This is a genomic window from Fusibacter ferrireducens (assembly GCF_015352425.1).
GTDB lineage: Bacteria > Bacillota > Clostridia > Peptostreptococcales > Acidaminobacteraceae > Fusibacter_A > Fusibacter_A ferrireducens.
In genome coordinates this window covers 151,764-167,055 of record NZ_JADKNH010000008.1, presented here as the reverse complement: position 1 = coordinate 167,055, position 15,292 = coordinate 151,764, and the positions used below count along the sequence as shown (strand labels likewise).

The 15,292-nt window shown below is 36.5% G+C and carries 17 protein-coding genes; 13 read left to right on the top strand and 4 right to left on the bottom strand.

Annotated elements, in window-relative coordinates; all coding sequences use genetic code 11:
- Window positions 1-3: 3 nt before the first annotated feature.
- The 12 genes from ISU02_RS14085 (at window position 4) to ISU02_RS14025 (ending at window position 11,718) form a co-directional block, all read left to right on the top strand.
- A complete protein-coding gene (locus ISU02_RS14085) occupies window positions 4-1,746 on the top strand; it encodes a hypothetical protein (RefSeq protein ID WP_194702483.1) in 1,743 nt (580 codons plus the stop codon).
- A 96-nt stretch (window positions 1,747-1,842) separates the two neighbouring features.
- Window positions 1,843-2,160: a multidrug transporter gene (locus tag ISU02_RS14080; protein ID WP_194702482.1), complete on the top strand. Its 318-nt coding sequence runs from the start codon at window positions 1,843-1,845 to the stop codon at window positions 2,158-2,160.
- Window positions 2,161-2,293: 133 nt separating this feature from the next.
- Window positions 2,294-3,397, top strand: a complete 1,104-nt coding sequence (locus ISU02_RS14075; RefSeq protein WP_194702481.1) for a plasmid pRiA4b ORF-3 family protein — start codon at window positions 2,294-2,296, stop codon at window positions 3,395-3,397.
- Window positions 3,398-3,473: 76 nt separating this feature from the next.
- Window positions 3,474-4,400, top strand: a complete 927-nt coding sequence (locus tag ISU02_RS14070) for a DUF3427 domain-containing protein (protein ID WP_194702480.1) — start codon at window positions 3,474-3,476, stop codon at window positions 4,398-4,400.
- A 25-nt stretch (window positions 4,401-4,425) separates the two neighbouring features.
- Complete coding sequence (locus tag ISU02_RS14065; protein WP_194702479.1) at window positions 4,426-4,767, top strand: nucleotide pyrophosphohydrolase; 342 nt, start codon at window positions 4,426-4,428, stop codon at window positions 4,765-4,767.
- 248 nt (window positions 4,768-5,015) lie between these two features.
- Window positions 5,016-5,240, top strand: coding sequence for a hypothetical protein (locus tag ISU02_RS14060; RefSeq protein ID WP_194702478.1), 225 nt, complete (start codon window positions 5,016-5,018; stop codon window positions 5,238-5,240).
- Between the two features lie 17 nt (window positions 5,241-5,257).
- Entirely contained in the window at window positions 5,258-5,785 is a 528-nt protein-coding gene (locus ISU02_RS14055) for a hypothetical protein (RefSeq protein ID WP_194702477.1), read from the top strand.
- A gap of 183 nt (window positions 5,786-5,968) precedes the next feature.
- The gene (locus tag ISU02_RS14050) at window positions 5,969-6,187 is read left to right on the top strand and encodes a hypothetical protein (protein ID WP_194702476.1); all 219 of its coding nucleotides are present in this window, start codon (window positions 5,969-5,971) and stop codon (window positions 6,185-6,187) included.
- Between the two features lie 695 nt (window positions 6,188-6,882).
- Complete coding sequence (locus ISU02_RS14040) at window positions 6,883-7,656, top strand: TspO/MBR family protein (protein WP_194702474.1); 774 nt, start codon at window positions 6,883-6,885, stop codon at window positions 7,654-7,656.
- Between the two features lie 11 nt (window positions 7,657-7,667).
- Window positions 7,668-9,428, top strand: coding sequence for a sensor domain-containing diguanylate cyclase (locus tag ISU02_RS14035; RefSeq protein ID WP_207736314.1), 1,761 nt, complete (start codon window positions 7,668-7,670; stop codon window positions 9,426-9,428).
- A gap of 55 nt (window positions 9,429-9,483) precedes the next feature.
- Window positions 9,484-10,023, top strand: a complete 540-nt coding sequence (locus tag ISU02_RS14030) for a V4R domain-containing protein (RefSeq protein ID WP_194702472.1) — start codon at window positions 9,484-9,486, stop codon at window positions 10,021-10,023.
- Between the two features lie 69 nt (window positions 10,024-10,092).
- Window positions 10,093-11,718 (top strand): sensor domain-containing diguanylate cyclase, encoded by a 1,626-nt coding sequence (locus ISU02_RS14025; protein ID WP_194702471.1) that lies wholly within the window; start codon window positions 10,093-10,095, stop codon window positions 11,716-11,718.
- A 122-nt stretch (window positions 11,719-11,840) separates the two neighbouring features.
- Here ISU02_RS14025 and ISU02_RS14020 read toward each other — a convergent pair whose 3' ends face one another.
- The 4 genes from ISU02_RS14020 to ISU02_RS14005 form a co-directional block, all read right to left on the bottom strand.
- Window positions 11,841-12,080 carry an ATP-binding protein gene (locus ISU02_RS14020; protein WP_194702470.1) on the bottom strand — a complete coding sequence of 80 codons (240 nt, stop codon included), beginning with the start codon at window positions 12,078-12,080 and terminating at the stop codon, window positions 11,841-11,843.
- 96 nt (window positions 12,081-12,176) lie between these two features.
- Window positions 12,177-13,388 (bottom strand): cation diffusion facilitator family transporter, encoded by a 1,212-nt coding sequence (locus tag ISU02_RS14015; protein ID WP_194702469.1) that lies wholly within the window; start codon window positions 13,386-13,388, stop codon window positions 12,177-12,179.
- Window positions 13,389-13,752: 364 nt separating this feature from the next.
- Window positions 13,753-14,250: a hypothetical protein gene (locus ISU02_RS14010; protein ID WP_194702468.1), complete on the bottom strand. Its 498-nt coding sequence runs from the start codon at window positions 14,248-14,250 to the stop codon at window positions 13,753-13,755.
- A 46-nt stretch (window positions 14,251-14,296) separates the two neighbouring features.
- Window positions 14,297-14,650 carry an ArsR/SmtB family transcription factor gene (locus ISU02_RS14005; protein WP_194702467.1) on the bottom strand — a complete coding sequence of 118 codons (354 nt, stop codon included), beginning with the start codon at window positions 14,648-14,650 and terminating at the stop codon, window positions 14,297-14,299.
- Between the two features lie 206 nt (window positions 14,651-14,856).
- Here ISU02_RS14005 and ISU02_RS14000 point away from each other — a divergent pair, with 206 nt between their 5' ends.
- Window positions 14,857-15,183 (top strand): DUF1292 domain-containing protein, encoded by a 327-nt coding sequence (locus ISU02_RS14000; RefSeq protein ID WP_194702466.1) that lies wholly within the window; start codon window positions 14,857-14,859, stop codon window positions 15,181-15,183.
- Window positions 15,184-15,292 lie beyond the last annotated feature (109 nt).

The following is a 15,292-nucleotide window of genomic DNA, read 5'->3' as shown; positions in this document are numbered from 1 at the left end:
TTTATGAACCTCTCAATGTTTATAAAACAGGTTGATGCTATGACAGAAGAGCTTGACCATCAACAGTTGAAGTTGTTTTTGCATGAAACCGCTAGGATTTTACCGGAATGCGACCGCATAGGATTTATAAAAAGACTGGAAGCTTTCATATACGAAGAAATGTCAGAAAGCAGCCTAATTGTTGCAGATAAAAATTTTGAACGAGAATTTAAGGAAATCAATCAAATAATTACTAAAATCAATGAAGGTGAGTTTGTACTGAATGCAATGCTGAATGAGGAATACCATGATTGTTACAATAACGATATTGATGAATTTTACTATGAAGACCTAGACAAAGTATTAGATATGCTTGAGGACATTTGCAGATTCATTCACAAATGTGTTGATCAAGAAAAATATAACGAAGGTGCTAAGGTTGGAGAAAGTCTGGTAAAAATCAAGGTACAGGCAATCGGTGATTACGGTGATAACGAACTATCCATTTTAGAATTGACATCTGAGAAACTCATATCTGTGGACTATAGAAAAGCTGTATTAGAAATACTTTATTGTGCATATCATGCATATCCTATGGAGGATATACCGGAGGTTATTTTTAATATCCTCTCAAATTCAGGATTGAGTGATTTTAAATTGGAAAATCTTTTCCAATACGGTAGTGCTGAACTGAATGGTGTTAACGAGTTTTTAAATCTATTGATTCACCACCTGGGAAGTATAACAGGAAGGTTAGCTGAAGTGCTTATAAAAGAGGCAATATCGCTAAAGAATGATCCGGTAGGAAGCATTGATCTTGCGAAGGCTTATGCTGGTACTCATCCTGGAATCTTTTTACAGTTACTGATTGAAGGTCAAGATCAGTCTCTGGAACAGTTGTTGGATTTAGGTATGAATGCATTGCATTTGATTGATTCAAAATATCTTATTCGCAATGAAGTTGCATTGATGACTGCGGAATATGCTTCAATTCTTGGAAAAAACAATGTGGCGGAAAATTGCTATGTTGAAGCTTTTCGTTCAAAGAGCAGTGCAACGGACTATTTAAGAGCATTACTTCATAGTGAAGATTTGGAAAAAACAAGAGAAAACTTACGCAGAATATTTAAGGGAATCTCAGTTAATGACAATCTGTATATGCATGAACTTCATAGGAATTCTGAATTGGTGGAAAATAAGGTGACAATCAATACGATCAGTATGTTAGAGTTTTTTGATGGTGATTTTGAACAGGTTTTGGAGCGTCGAATGAATATGAAAGCAGCACTTGGCTGGTCGGGAACATTTATGAAACAAGGAATTGCATTGTTTACGTTGTTACTGTTTCGTGGTGAGCAACTCCAGTATGGAGGTAGGAGTATGTTGGAATTAGTTAAGAGCTATCTTGATTTCAGTTCTAGGCGTTATGAAGCGGGGATTCACAATAAAACAGGAAAAAGTGACAATGAGTTACTGATGCAATGTATTCTCAACTGGAAAGAGACAGTTTCAATTGACGATGTATATGCTGAAAAAGTAATTAGCAAATTGGAAAAAATAATGGAAAAACGTGTTACCGACATTATGGAAGCTAACCGTAGAAATTACTATGGTGAGTGTGCAGCATTTATTGCGGCACTTGGAGAAGTTAAGGAGTCAAGAGGGAAACATAACGAAAAGCAGCGGTATATGAATCTCTTCAGGAAAGAATACTCGCGTAGAAGAGCTTTTAAAGCGGAACTTGAAAGATATGGATATAGAGGATAAAGCAATAATATCGATGTCTGGACAGAGGCGTAATATGAAGAATTATTGAAAAGGCTTATATGAAATGGATTTTAACATTTTAAGGAGTGAAAGTGAATGGAACCTTCAAAAAAGGATTGGAAACTGTTTAGAGAAAAGATTGGTTCATGGCAGGAGTCATATATGGAAAAGCTTGTTAAGGAATACATTGCTTTTTTGAATAGTGATTTACCTGCATCAAGTAAATTTTGGGAGTTAGAAAAGAAAATCAAACAAGACAAAAAAAAGCCTGGGGTAATCCTTGAGGTAAGGAAGTGCGATATGCTGTTTGATATTATACGTCTAATCAATGATGACGTGATAACAATGGATGACCTATCGGATTTCACTGATGAATTAAGAGAGAATGTAAAGAGATACCCTTTTCATATCTAAAATTTTTAGAAGATAATAGGGTGGCAGCAGAAGAAATTCTTAACGAGATGAAGTCCTATATCGGTGATCTGGATAACTAATATAAAAAATGTTGTGGTAAGTAGCAAACCGCTAAAAATGGAGGAAAGATACGATGCAAATAGCATTAACAGGTAAATTGGCAAAAGCTTTAGGCGTGAAACCACCGGCTACAGATGAAAATATAAATCCATTGTTCACATGGACTGCAAACTGGACGAAAGTGTGGGAAAATCGCAGAACTGAGGACTTACTTGTTTTAGTTAATAATGCCACTCGTTTTACTGTTGCGGTGTATGAGGTCAAACGAAAAGATCTAAAAAAATTAGAAGAAAAAATACAAAATGCAATTAGAAATACACTATTGGCATATAACCTAAATACAGAAATGGTGGATGTGTACTTAGAATTTTCAGGTGAAATTGAATATACCAAGAACAGTAGCAGACACGCTTCAGCCTGGGTATCAAAGGCTGGTTTGGAGTGTTCCTTCTATATTGGTAGAGAATATAATGGTATTGATAAGATGTATAGTGATATTGTAGGTGTTGCTTCTAACTACAGAATTGTTGATTGTTCTAATAGTAAAAGCGATGGATTTTATCCCTATAAAGCAATGATTAAGGCAATGGAGGATCTTACAGGAAAACAGCCTTACAAAAGCCGAGTATTTGAACTTAGAATCACCCTTGATCTTGAAGTCTACACCGCCGAAAGGAGAATTCTTGTTCCGGCAAACATGAGTTTTGAGAATATGCATAAGATTATGCAATATATTTTTGATTGGAAAAATTATCATCTCTATGATTTTGCTGTATATAATCAAGAGACCGGGGATAGGGAGTTTTGTTTGGTAGCTTCAGAGGATGACCTACAATATGATGATAGTGCTGTAGTCATGAAGGACTATGTTCTGTCTGATATTTTTCCTGAAAGCAAGGATGTGGTTTACACTTATGATTTTGGAGATAATTGGAAACATGATATTGAGTTGGTTCAGGTGATTGAAGAATATGATGGTGAACTTCCGTATCTTCTGGAGGCAAAAGGTCAAACGCCACCTGAAGATGTAGGAGGTGTTGGTGGATTTGTTGAGTTTAGGAAAATCATGATGGACAAAGAACACCCCGATTATCAAAGCGTAAAAGAATGGTCGAGATACTGGACACTGGAACTCAGCGAGTGGAAAAGCCGTCCTAATGTAATTAATATCTGGTGATAGAAGTAGCGGATTGATTAAAATAATCTAGCAAGAGCGTATGATTTTTTTAGTCCTAATTTGACACAATCAGAGGGTGTGGAACGTTTTTGAAGCATCCTCAACGCTTGATCTCAATTTGCGAAATTTCCTAAGTTTCAACGGTATTTCACCACAGGATTTATATAAAGCGACCACACTGTACGAACTCAAAGCAGAACGCCGTACAAAATCAAATGATCAAGGGCAAAAGACGTCTAAATCTCTGAAAAACGGCTTTATGAAACTGGCAAAAGCAGATGCTTATAATATGCTTACCTTTTTATCAAAATGGCTGGAAGCGCCCACAAGCCAGATGACTGAAAAAGAGTCAAGGATGCTCTTGATGGTCTATTTCACTCTGTTCTCTAAACCACCAGAAGAAAGCTTAGTCAAGTCTTTTAAGCGATTATCAGCGGATGTAAAAAATGAAGTGAAAGAACTTACTGTATACAATTTAAGTCAAATTACTCATTTGCCTAAAGCACTTGATATAGATCAGGCTATTCCACTTGAATTACATGCATCATACTCAACCGATCAAATCTTAGCCGCTTTTGGGGCACATACTGAGAGTTATAAATATCCACTTCGTGAGGGTATTTATTATTCCAAACAATACAACATAGACCTGTTTTTTATCACGTTAAACAAATCTGAAAAACACTATAAAACTTCGACCATGTATGAAGATTACGCGATCAATGAGTGGCTCTTTCATTGGCAATCACAAAGTAGAACCACTGTGGAGAGCCCAACGGGTCAGCGCTATGTCAACATGAGAGAAAACGGTACAAAGGTGATCCTATTTGTAAGAGAAGAAAAAAAGGACGAATACAGCGCCACAGAAGTGTACACTTGTTTAGGTCTTGCAGATTATGTCAGTCATCAAGGCTCATCACCGATAAGTATTACTTATAAACTGCATGAAAAGATGCCGATGAACGTACTGAGAAGGTCGAACTTACATGTGGATATTGTGTAGGTAAAAACAGTTAACAGGAGGGCATATGAATCAAATTGATAGTATCTTAGAAAAAATTCTCGAGTTTAGAGATCAAAGAGATTGGAAGCAATTTCACACCACAGAAAATTTGGCGAAATCAATTGCCATTGAAGCGGGAGAATTGCTAGAGCATTTTCAATGGGGCGATGCTTATGACGAAGAAGCGCTTAAGGATGAAATCGCAGATGTCTTGATCTATGCCTTTCTAATTGCCAATTCTATAGATGCAGATATTGAAAAAATGATGCTGGACAAGGTTGAGCGCAACAAGTCACGGTTTCCAGTGGAATTAGTAAAGGGGAACTCAGGAAAGCATCTCAAGAAACATAAAAAGACTGGTCTATAACAATTATTGGATCGTTTTAATTGAGAGTTTGTATAAAAAGCAAGCAATTTAATAATATGTTAGAAATCAAGGTTCATTTCATCAAAGCAAAACAAGCACTTAATATGGGCCGAAATCAGTGGGCAATATGTTAAGATTTTGGTGAAGCCAGTTTATTTAAAGATACCACCAGCTATAGTACTTCTGTATCTGCGAGCAAATCTGCGATTTCAGCAGAAGTTGGTTTTGATGTTTCCTATGGAACAACAATGAATGCCACTTATTCACATGATATATCGGCAGGCCAATATGGTTACATAGGATTAGCTGACAGATATCATGTTGATATTTTAAAAATTACTAGCTATGTTTCATCTCATGGGCAAACTTTAAAAAAGATTGAAGATGGTTGGGCGCAACAATGGTATAGATTTGATTATCGTTACGGCGAAACAAATTCAGCAAATATAGAACCACCTAAACCGATCTTTTAGATAAAAGGAGAATTATAATGAAAATAAACTGGCGTCTTTTATTGCTAGTGATAATTGGATTTGTTTTAGTGGTGATTGGAATTAAGTTGGTAGGCTTTGAATCCATAAAAAACGATAATCAGAAAGAAGTTGATGAAGCAAATTTGTCCACTGACTTAGATGGGAACATAGAAGAAGATCAGATGAATTCAATTAAGTCTGATCAGTGGTCAAAGCATCTATTTTTTACTCAGTGGAAAGCCTATGCTGGGTATGCTTTATATGAAAAAAAGGGGAGTATACAAATTCCATTAATAGATGCAAATGGTGATGATTTTAATCTAACCAATGTAATTCAAGAGATTGACTTAAAGAGCAATAAAGATCAGTCGAAATTGTTAGAGTTAAGAAATTATACGATATTAAAAGGAACTGTCTCTGAAGATGGAAAAGATAGAATTTTAACTTTAAAAATCGATTTTGATTTAAAATCTGTAGAAAGTATTGAATTTAATGAAATAATGATTACTTTCAGAGATGGCGGGCAGTATACGTGGGATATTTGAGACTGGCAGATTGATATTTGTGATTTAAAAGAAAACTCAGATTTTAAACTAGGTATTAGAAGTTTCGTTTCAAATTATCTTTCAGATTATAGTTTTGAACTTATCAATATAAGCAAAGATCGTGTCCTTGTTAAAGGGCTTAAATATAATCAAACAATTTTAGATGATGTACATGTAAAAACCTTGGATAAAACTATAGAAATTCTCTCCAAAGAATCTGCCGAAGCCAGATTTTATTTTGAGGGTGACGGGAAAATTGAAGGCAAATTTTATCACATAAAACCGTTTTTGCTTTATGAAGTCAATGGCATTCAGAAAGAAGCACCATTAGACTTTGCAAATTATTCAAGTCAATTTACGGATTCAGTGATTCAAATGATCCAACAAAATAGTGCCTACTAACTTTTTCTATAGAAACATTATCGAACCTTATCGTGTCTGACACCAAGACAAAGTGAGTTTATAAAGATGCCCTTGAAGCCTTCATCTCAGGGGCTTTTTTTTGCTGCCTATTTGCTCATGAGAAAAGATGTATTCTCCAGAAAAGTTTGATATAATACCAGAAAACAAACACATTGATAGCACTGTTAAAATGATCTGATTACGATATAATAGATGATAATGAGGGAGAGTTATATGGGAAAGGGAAAAATTCGAACTTTTTTATGATCTTATGCAAGCTATATCAATCAATTAGTGATTGTTGACAATAGATTTTATAAAAGATGTTATTCTGATACAGAAAACAAAGACAGCTATTTACATATCGAGTATAGGCATTATACTATCCGTGGTTATGATCATATTTCAAGTACTCACGCCATCCCCGATGATAACAGGTATGGTGGTTTTACTTTCAAATATTTCACTTCTACTTATTAATCTATTCAGATATAAAAAAGAACAAGAGGACAGCAATTCTTAGTTTTTTTGTATAGTTAGAAAATACTGCACCGCCATTTATTCATTATCGTGCATTAGTTTAGAGAAGAAGCTTCTTTATATGGTATTATAGAAATAAAGCTTGAATGAAAAGATTTGTTTATTTGTATACTGAAACTAAACCAGAGGGTTGCGTTTGAAATGGAGGCATGGAGATGAAAAAGACAGGGGTTGTTCTATCTTATTTAGCGATGATTATCATGAATGCACTGGCAAATCTATTGCCGATCAATGGGCAAAACACTGGGGCCATATCAGATGCTTATCCAAACTTGTTTACACCAGCAGGATATACGTTTTCCATTTGGGGACTGATTTATCTACTCTTAGGCATTCAGCTTATCTTCTTATTGAGACAACCTAAATTCTACAATAATCCTCTTAAAAATCAAGGCATGAGCCGTATCATGACCTTGTTTATAGTATCCTCTATTGCCAACGCAACGTGGATCTTGGCATGGCATTATCGATTTATCGGCGTTAGTGTGCTTATTATGGTTGTGATCTTAGTGAGTTTAATACTCATGATGAATGAAGTGATGAAGACGCCTTTCTCTAAATCGGAGATCCTATGGATAAAGCCTCCTGTTGGCGTTTATCTTGGGTGGATCACTGTGGCTACAGTTGCCAATGTCACCGTTTATCTTGTAAGTATTCAATGGAGTCGGTTTGGTGTTTCGGAAGAAATATGTATGGTGACAATTTTGATTATTGCGGCATTAATTGCATGTGCAACCATGATGTGGAGTAAATGCGGCGCCTATGGCTTAACTGTGATTTGGGCCTATGTAGGCATTTTATCAAAACATACCTCAGCAACTGGATTTGATTATGAATATGGGCGTGTAATCTTGACGCTTTATATAGCACTTGCCCTTTTGATTTTGGTAACAGGAAGCATAATATGGGTACAAATTAAAAAAAATTAGAGGCCAGACATATGTTTAAGATCAGAGATAAAGGAAAAAACAAATCATACAATACATCTTCAATGAACCGAATTATCCTTATGATGGTCACTGGAGCCATCTTAATTCAGGGGATCATGTGGTTAGGTGATAGCATCTATCTATTTACCACTAAAATTGAAGAAAAAAAGCAAATACAAACGAATTATATCAAGGCAGAGTTAAAGGAACGGGTGGCGTCTGTTATAGATTATTCGGAGTATAGAAGTCAAGAGACAGAGACGTTTCTAAGAGAAACGCTACATAGTAGAACCTATGAAGCTTATGAACTGATGCAGAGCATCTATGAAAATAACAAAGCGTCAAAGTCAAAAGCAGAAATTACCAAGATGATTAAAGATGCCTTAAGAGGTATAAGATTCAATGGAAATCGCGGCTATTATTTCATTGATTCTTTGGAAGGGGATGTTGTTTTATATCCAGTGTATCCTGAGAGTGAAGGGCAGAACCTAATTGATCTCAGAGACGATGATGGTAACTATGCGATGCGAGAAGAGATAGAATTGATTCAATTGAAAGGCGAAGGTTACATTGAAGGGTTCTGGAAAAATCCCAATACAGGTGACGACAGAACCTATAAGAAGGTCACTTTTGTAAAAAAGTTTGAGCCCTATAATTGGTATTTTGGCTGTGGTGATTATTTAGACGAGATTACTAAGGACATCCAAAAAGAAGTTTTGGCATATGTGGATAGTATTCAATATGGTGAGGATAATGGCCAGTATGTTTTTGTTCATGATTACAATGGCGTTGAACTGGCAAATGGCGTTTATCCGGAACTTGTTGGCAATAACTACTATGAACTTGAAGATATCAAAGGTTCAAAAGTTTATCAAGAGCAGATCAGCTTGTGTATGGAATCTGGTGGGGGCTATTTAACTCATTACTGGCCAACTACAAAGGGTGATGACTACTATAAAAAACTCACTTATGTGGCCCCACTTTCTGACTGGAACTGGGTTATTGGCACGGGGATGGATGTTTCTGATCTAGATGAGTTGATCTCGAATAGTGAAAGAGAACTAGAACAATTCATTTGGCTAAGGCTAATTGCCATCCTAGCGGTTTTATCCGTATTGGTTGCCGTATCACTATTTTATATTAAGGTATTTATGGGGAAAATCAAAAAGAACTTCAGTGTTTTTAGAGATTATATGATATCTGCGAATAGAAATCTCACCAAAATTGATGTGGATACCTTAGATTATAAAGATTTTTCAGAACTTGCTGAGGTGACAAATTCCATGACTGAACGCATTAATCATCTTTTACATTATGATGAGCTGACGGGCATACTCAACAGACGATATATCATGGAGACTTTTGACGATGTCTTATCCACATCACCTAAGAAGACGGGCATTATTGTGTTGGACATAGACTATTTTAAGAGAGTAAATGATCAATTTGGTCATGATATTGGGGATCAAACTTTAATAATCATTGCAAAGACGATTAAAGACAATCTGCCAGATCAAACATTTGTCGGTAGATTTGGAGGAGAGGAATTTATAGTGGTCTTGCCTGAAACATCTTTGGAAGAGACTATAACGGTAGCTGAAAAAATACGACGCAATATTGAAATGCTCAATATAGAAGCGATCAATGGCAATATAACAGTTAGTGGTGGTGTTGCTCATTCAAGTTATTTTGAAAAAGAAGAGTTGTTTAAACAAGCAGATAAGAAATTATATATTGCAAAGGCACTTGGTCGTAATCGAATAGAGTCTTGAGGGTGTTCCAGTGGCATTAAAAACGATATAATTTTAGTGGAAAGGATGTGTAAGCATGGATGACAACCGAAAATATCAATTTTCTTGGGATTTACTTGGAGACATAAATGAGGGGAGACCTAATTTAGGCAATCTGACAAGGGTAGAAATTTATCGGCTCATGCAGTTTACACTCAGAGATGTCATAGAGCGTAATTTTGGAACGGAGGTTGCAGATCAAATCTTTTATGACTCGGGGAAATTAGCTGGGAAAGCGTTTTATGAGCACTATTTGAATCCTCAAAAAAATTTGAACGATTTTATGAATCAATTGGAAAGTCTGTTTAAAGAATTGGGTATTGGTATATTGAGAATTGAACATATAGATATGGACAAAGGAGAACTCACCTTAACGGTCTCTGAAGACTTGGATTGTTCTGGCCTCCCTGAAAACGGATTTGAGGTTTGTACTTATGACGAGGGCTTTATCAGTGCTTTACTTGAGTCGTTTACTGGAATTGCATTTGAGGTCAGAGAGATTGATTGCTGGTGTACTGGTGATCGGACCTGTAGGTTTCTCGCTAAAACATTGGAACTATCCCAAGAAAAGCTGTAATTAAAAAAGAGATTATAATTTTAAAAGCCATCATGTATAGGGGTCTGCATGAGGGAGGTAGGAATAGATATGGCAAATGATACGCAAAAATGGATACAGTATCTACATGATTTACTGAATGAAGCCAATATTGTGCCATCTATTCCCGATAGCTTAAAAGAGATTGAAGGCTTAGAGGCTGTTGATCAAACGATTCGAAATTTAAGAGATGCGCTTAAATCCATAGGCAATGGAAATTTGTCGGATCAAATCAATGGAAGAGGTTATCTCATAGGGCAAGCTAAAGGGCTTCAATCGACTTTGAGAAGTTTAATATGGCAGACAAAGGCAATCTCATCCGGAGATTTTTCACATCAAGTTTTATTCCTAGGTGATTTTTCAGATGCTTTTAACAGTATGGTAAAAAAGTTGGAGAGCAATATCAACGAAATTAAAGAAGCGAAGGCATTATTTGAACTGTTTTTCGAAATGATTCCAGATGCAACGATGATCGTATCGGTTGATACGCTGACTATTTTTAATTGTAATCAAGAATTTGAAGCAATAACGGGTCTTTCAAAAAAGGACCTCTATGGAAAGTCACTGAGGAATATTCGCTTTTTCAAAGATGAGCATCAGGAAGCGCAGTTTATGGCATTCGTAAAAAGCGGTGAAAAGCCTCAATACCTGTCGCTGGAATTGGACTTACACATGGATTCTAATTTTCAAGGTCTTTTTTCATCATCTATGATTCACATTGGTCATGAAAAGTACATTTTAAGTGTTGTTAAAAACGTGACTGAGTTTAAGGCTTTGGAAGAGCAAATAAAGAAAAGTGAAGAAATTCATAGATTGCTTGCGGACAATGCAAGTGATGTTATTTGGACGATGGATTTGACCGGAAAATTCACTTATATCAGTCCATCGGTTGAAAAGCTCAGAGGCTATACTGTGGAAGAGGTGATGGCTCAGTCACATGAAGAATTGCTGTGTCCTGCATCATTGGTTCATTTAGAAAAGGGCTTAGAAGAGGCAATTTATGCAGTTAAACATAACTTGCCATTTAAGGTATTTAGAGATGATGTGGAACAACCGTGTAAAGACGGCACTACGGTTTGGACTGATCTCACGGTTTCAGGGATATATGACAAATCCAATCATTTCGTTGGGATGTTGGGCGTCTCTAGAGACATCACTGAACGCAGAAAAATGGAAGCAAAGATAAGACGGTTAAGTGAAATCGATCGTTTGACGCAACTCTATAATCGATTCAAGCTGGATGTGAATATAAAGAGAGAAATGGATCATGCCATAAAAAACAACATGACATTTGCGCTGATTATGTTGGATATCGATAACTTTAAAATGGTGAATGATACTTACGGACATATAGTTGGAGATGAAGTGCTTAAGGAATTCGCTCAAATTCTGATTAGGACGATTTGCAAAGGGGATACGGTAGGACGTTGGGGCGGCGAAGAATTTATGGTCATTCTTCCTAGAAAGAATGCTGTTGAGGGGCAGAAAGTGGCTGAAAAATTTCGGGAGAAGGTCAGCAATCATATCTTTTCTGGCGTGGGTCATCTTACGGCTAGTTTTGGTGTTTCGGAATTTGAAGAGGAGCTCACTGAGATAGAATTGGTATCCAGGGCAGATAAAGCACTTTATGAGGCAAAAAAATCAGGGAAGAACAGTGTTTGCAGATACAAATCTTAGACATATGTTTTTTAGGCATACATGTACAATTAAATAAGGCGAGGGCATAAAAAAGGTTATACATTTTATAAGATGCATAACCTTTTTTGCCGTAGGCTTTAAAATTACTGTAAAGCAGATACTTAAACGCACGAACAACTACACCCACAACTTGAATTTTGTCCTGTATCACCAACATAGTCTATAGAATGAGATGGACATAAATTTTGACAGCCACGACATCCATCAACACAACCTTCTGCATAGATCACTTTAGGAGTGTTTGTGCCGGTTTCATAGACACCATGTGAACATTTTGCTACGCAAGCACCACATTCAGTACAAGTCTCAGTGTTGATGACTGGATACCATTTCTTTGACATATAAATCTCCTTTATAAATATAGAATTTATTTTATTCTTGATTATAATTATAAGTCAAAAAATCCTTTTGGTATACTATTTCGTGCGTTTTGCAGTTTAGATTTTAAACATATCTTTGGACGGGCAGTTGTTGACTTCTGCCTGTAAAGTTACATGATCAACGTTGTAATGCTTTTTAAGAAGGCGTTCCACTTGCTCGTATATTTTTTCGACCTCTGAGAGCATCATGTTTTCAATATCTAGATGTGCTTCAAAATAGATGGTTCTCTCATTGATCATCCATGCGTGTACATGGTGTATGTTTTTAATGTTAGGAATTTTTTCGACATCTCTTTTAATGGCCTCATAATCAAGAGCAGGTGCAGATTGCATTAAAATGTCAATTGTCGCTTTGACGACGTGCCAAGCCTCACGTAAAATATAAAGTGAAATAAGAATCGTGACAATAGGGTCAATCCATACAATGCCCCATAGTTTAATGGCTAAACCGCCTGCTAGTACGCCTACTGAAGAAACGGTATCGCCTAGTAAGTGCAGATAGCTGGACTTAATGTTTAAATTGCCATGGGAATCCTTTTCTAATAGGAAAACGGAAATTAAGTTGGCGATAAGGCCAATAGCAGCGACTACAATCATTAAAGTGCCGTTAATTTCTTCAGGTGATTTAAATCTTTTTATAGCTTCCACAACGAGCATTAGAGAAAGTGCGATGAGCACAGAAGCATTGATAAATGCAGATAAAATTTCTGCTCTTTTGTAACCATAGGTGCGTTTGCTATCCTTTGGCTTGCTTGCAATTCTATTTGCAAAATAGGAGAGCGCAATGGCAATGGTATCGCTTAGGTTGTGGATTGCATCAGAGAGTAGGGCCAAACTTCCAGATAATAATCCGCCTACAAACTCTGCAATGGTGATCGTGGCATTTAATACTGTAACCCAAAATATTTTCTTGCCCGAAAGATTTGAAATATCGTGGGCATGTCCGTGTCCGTGACTATGTCCGTGTCCGTGCCCATGATCATGTCCGTGATCATGTCCGTGATCATGTTCGCAGTCGTGTCCGTGCTCGTGCCCATGATCGTGTCCGTGATCGTGGTCGCAGTCGTGTCCGTGATCGTGCCCATGATCATGTTCATGATCGTGATCGCAGTCATGTCCATGCTCGTGCCCATGATCATGTTCGTGATCGTGGTTGCAGTCATGTCCGTGTTCGTGCCCATGATCATGTTCGTGATCGTGGTTGCAGTCATGTCCGTGTTTATGGTCATGTTCGTGGTCGTGATTGTGTTCATGTTGTTTATTAGACATTTTTTCCACCTCGATTCAATGTAATTCAGCCATCCCTTTTGTAAGTGCAGAAATAGATGAAGCTGATTTTGGGAATTTAGAAACTGAGTAAGCTTTCATAACTTCAGATGTCATAACTTCAGATGTCATTACACTCTGCTTGCGGTCTTAATCTTATTTACAATACACTTTTGAGAATTTGATAAAGTACTAATGGCTCAAATATGTATTGTCTTATTTTTTTGGGGAACTCAAAGTAGCCTAGCAAAATATTCATATGAAATATAGCAAGGTTCTCTAGAGGTTTTGGTAATTATCCCATTTTCTTTTGTGCCCTTTTGTGTACCGGATTTTTTTGTATAGTTTACCTCCTTTGGTTTTAGTTTTAAGCAGGTGCATTATAATAACTCTGGCTCTTCCACGTTTTAAATTGTGCAACAAAGACTGTGGAAATGATACCCACAGTAAGGATGATATAGATTGCATTATAGAATATAGCTGAAGTGCCATAAGTTTTTGAAAGAAAAACAAGCGCCGTAGTTATCGGAAAAATACTTGTTCCGAAAGCACCGTTCATTGCTCTAACTGGAATGAGTGAAGATAATTTAAAGGATAGGGCGCCTATCATACTGAATAGTGCAGTATTAAAAGATGCAATGTTGATCATTTTCGCTTTGGCGTAAGGGTTAGATATCAGTGCAAACACAGGTGTCAACACGTCAAAAGCGATTCTATAAGAAGTAAAAGAGAGCGCAGTGGCATTTAAGAGAAGAATCGAATCTTTGGAAATTTTAAAGGGATGTGGTGCAACTGCGTGCGTGTATTTGTTCATCAAGAAGGATATTGATTTAAGTCTTGGAATCGGCTGATTTTTATTTTGCATAATGAGCCACCTCATTTTTTATCTATTTCTTGATTTAAAATCTATTTTAGAGAGTAGGACATCGGTGTACGTATTTTTTATCTTCAAGCAGATTTTGGAGTCGATCAAGGTCGTTGACGAGTACAGGATAGTCATCGAGATAATCTATGATGTTTTGAAGCGCATGAAGCAGTATCAAATTGTCTTTTTTCAAAGTGTAAAAAACAAACTTTTCTTGTCGCATATCCATCACTAAATTTTGATCTCTAAATTTAGATAAGTTTTTTGATATTCTAGGTTGCGGTGCATCTAGTATGCCACTAAGTTCGCAGACACACAAATCATGATGGTATAAAAGGACAAGTATCCTTAAACGCGTTTCATCAGATAATAATTTGAAAATAGCGGTTAATTGATTCATTATTAACTCCTTCCAGTGCTTCATATGAATCATTATACACATATGCACATATGAGAATATGTATATAATATGCCGTTGTATTTACTTTGTCAAGGTGTTTTCAAATATGCGTGAAACTTATTTCCATTTTTCCCTTATGGAAAGCATGTCGACATCCATGTGATTTCCGTGTATAATCAAGGAAACAATATGGATGAGGTGACAAAATGTCTGATTTAAAAAATGAAAAAAATACGATAGAAAATTCATGTGGTTGCGGATGTGGTCATGAGCATGACCATGAACATGTTCAAACCATGACCCTTGAGCTTGAAAATGGTGAAAAATTAGTCTGTCCGATTATTGAGATCTTTGAAGTAGAAGGTAAAGAGTATATCTCTTTGTTACATCCAGATGAAGATCTTGCATTGCTCTATGGCTTTTCAGAATATGACGATGATTCGGTAGAACTCACTGAAATAGAAAGTGATGAAGAGTATGAGAAAGTCTCTAATGCTTTTAGATTATTAGGTGGCGAAAACGAAGAAGATTAAAATAATAACGGCAATAAAAACAGGGATAATGGCAATAGCAATAGCACTGACACTGACACTGACACCAGTAATAGCGTCAACACACTAGCAGCAGTGGCATAATATGCAT

Coding starts and splice junctions, on each gene's coding strand:
- ISU02_RS14000 (WP_194702466.1), top strand. CDS start 14,857: ATGTCTGATTTAAAAAATGAAAAAAATACGATAGAAAATTCATGTGGT.
- ISU02_RS14010 (WP_194702468.1), bottom strand. CDS start 14,250: ATGCAAAATAAAAATCAGCCGATTCCAAGACTTAAATCAATATCCTTC.
- ISU02_RS14035 (WP_207736314.1), top strand. CDS start 7,668: ATGTTTAAGATCAGAGATAAAGGAAAAAACAAATCATACAATACATCT.
- ISU02_RS14005 (WP_194702467.1), bottom strand. CDS start 14,650: ATGAATCAATTAACCGCTATTTTCAAATTATTATCTGATGAAACGCGT.
- ISU02_RS14025 (WP_194702471.1), top strand. CDS start 10,093: ATGGCAAATGATACGCAAAAATGGATACAGTATCTACATGATTTACTG.
- ISU02_RS14075 (WP_194702481.1), top strand. CDS start 2,294: ATGCAAATAGCATTAACAGGTAAATTGGCAAAAGCTTTAGGCGTGAAA.
- ISU02_RS14060 (WP_194702478.1), top strand. CDS start 5,016: ATGAATGCCACTTATTCACATGATATATCGGCAGGCCAATATGGTTAC.
- ISU02_RS14020 (WP_194702470.1), bottom strand. CDS start 12,080: ATGTCAAAGAAATGGTATCCAGTCATCAACACTGAGACTTGTACTGAA.
- ISU02_RS14065 (WP_194702479.1), top strand. CDS start 4,426: ATGAATCAAATTGATAGTATCTTAGAAAAAATTCTCGAGTTTAGAGAT.
- ISU02_RS14030 (WP_194702472.1), top strand. CDS start 9,484: ATGGATGACAACCGAAAATATCAATTTTCTTGGGATTTACTTGGAGAC.
- ISU02_RS14055 (WP_194702477.1), top strand. CDS start 5,258: ATGAAAATAAACTGGCGTCTTTTATTGCTAGTGATAATTGGATTTGTT.
- ISU02_RS14040 (WP_194702474.1), top strand. CDS start 6,883: ATGAAAAAGACAGGGGTTGTTCTATCTTATTTAGCGATGATTATCATG.
- ISU02_RS14085 (WP_194702483.1), top strand. CDS start 4: ATGAACCTCTCAATGTTTATAAAACAGGTTGATGCTATGACAGAAGAG.
- ISU02_RS14015 (WP_194702469.1), bottom strand. CDS start 13,388: ATGTCTAATAAACAACATGAACACAATCACGACCACGAACATGACCAT.
- ISU02_RS14080 (WP_194702482.1), top strand. CDS start 1,843: ATGGAACCTTCAAAAAAGGATTGGAAACTGTTTAGAGAAAAGATTGGT.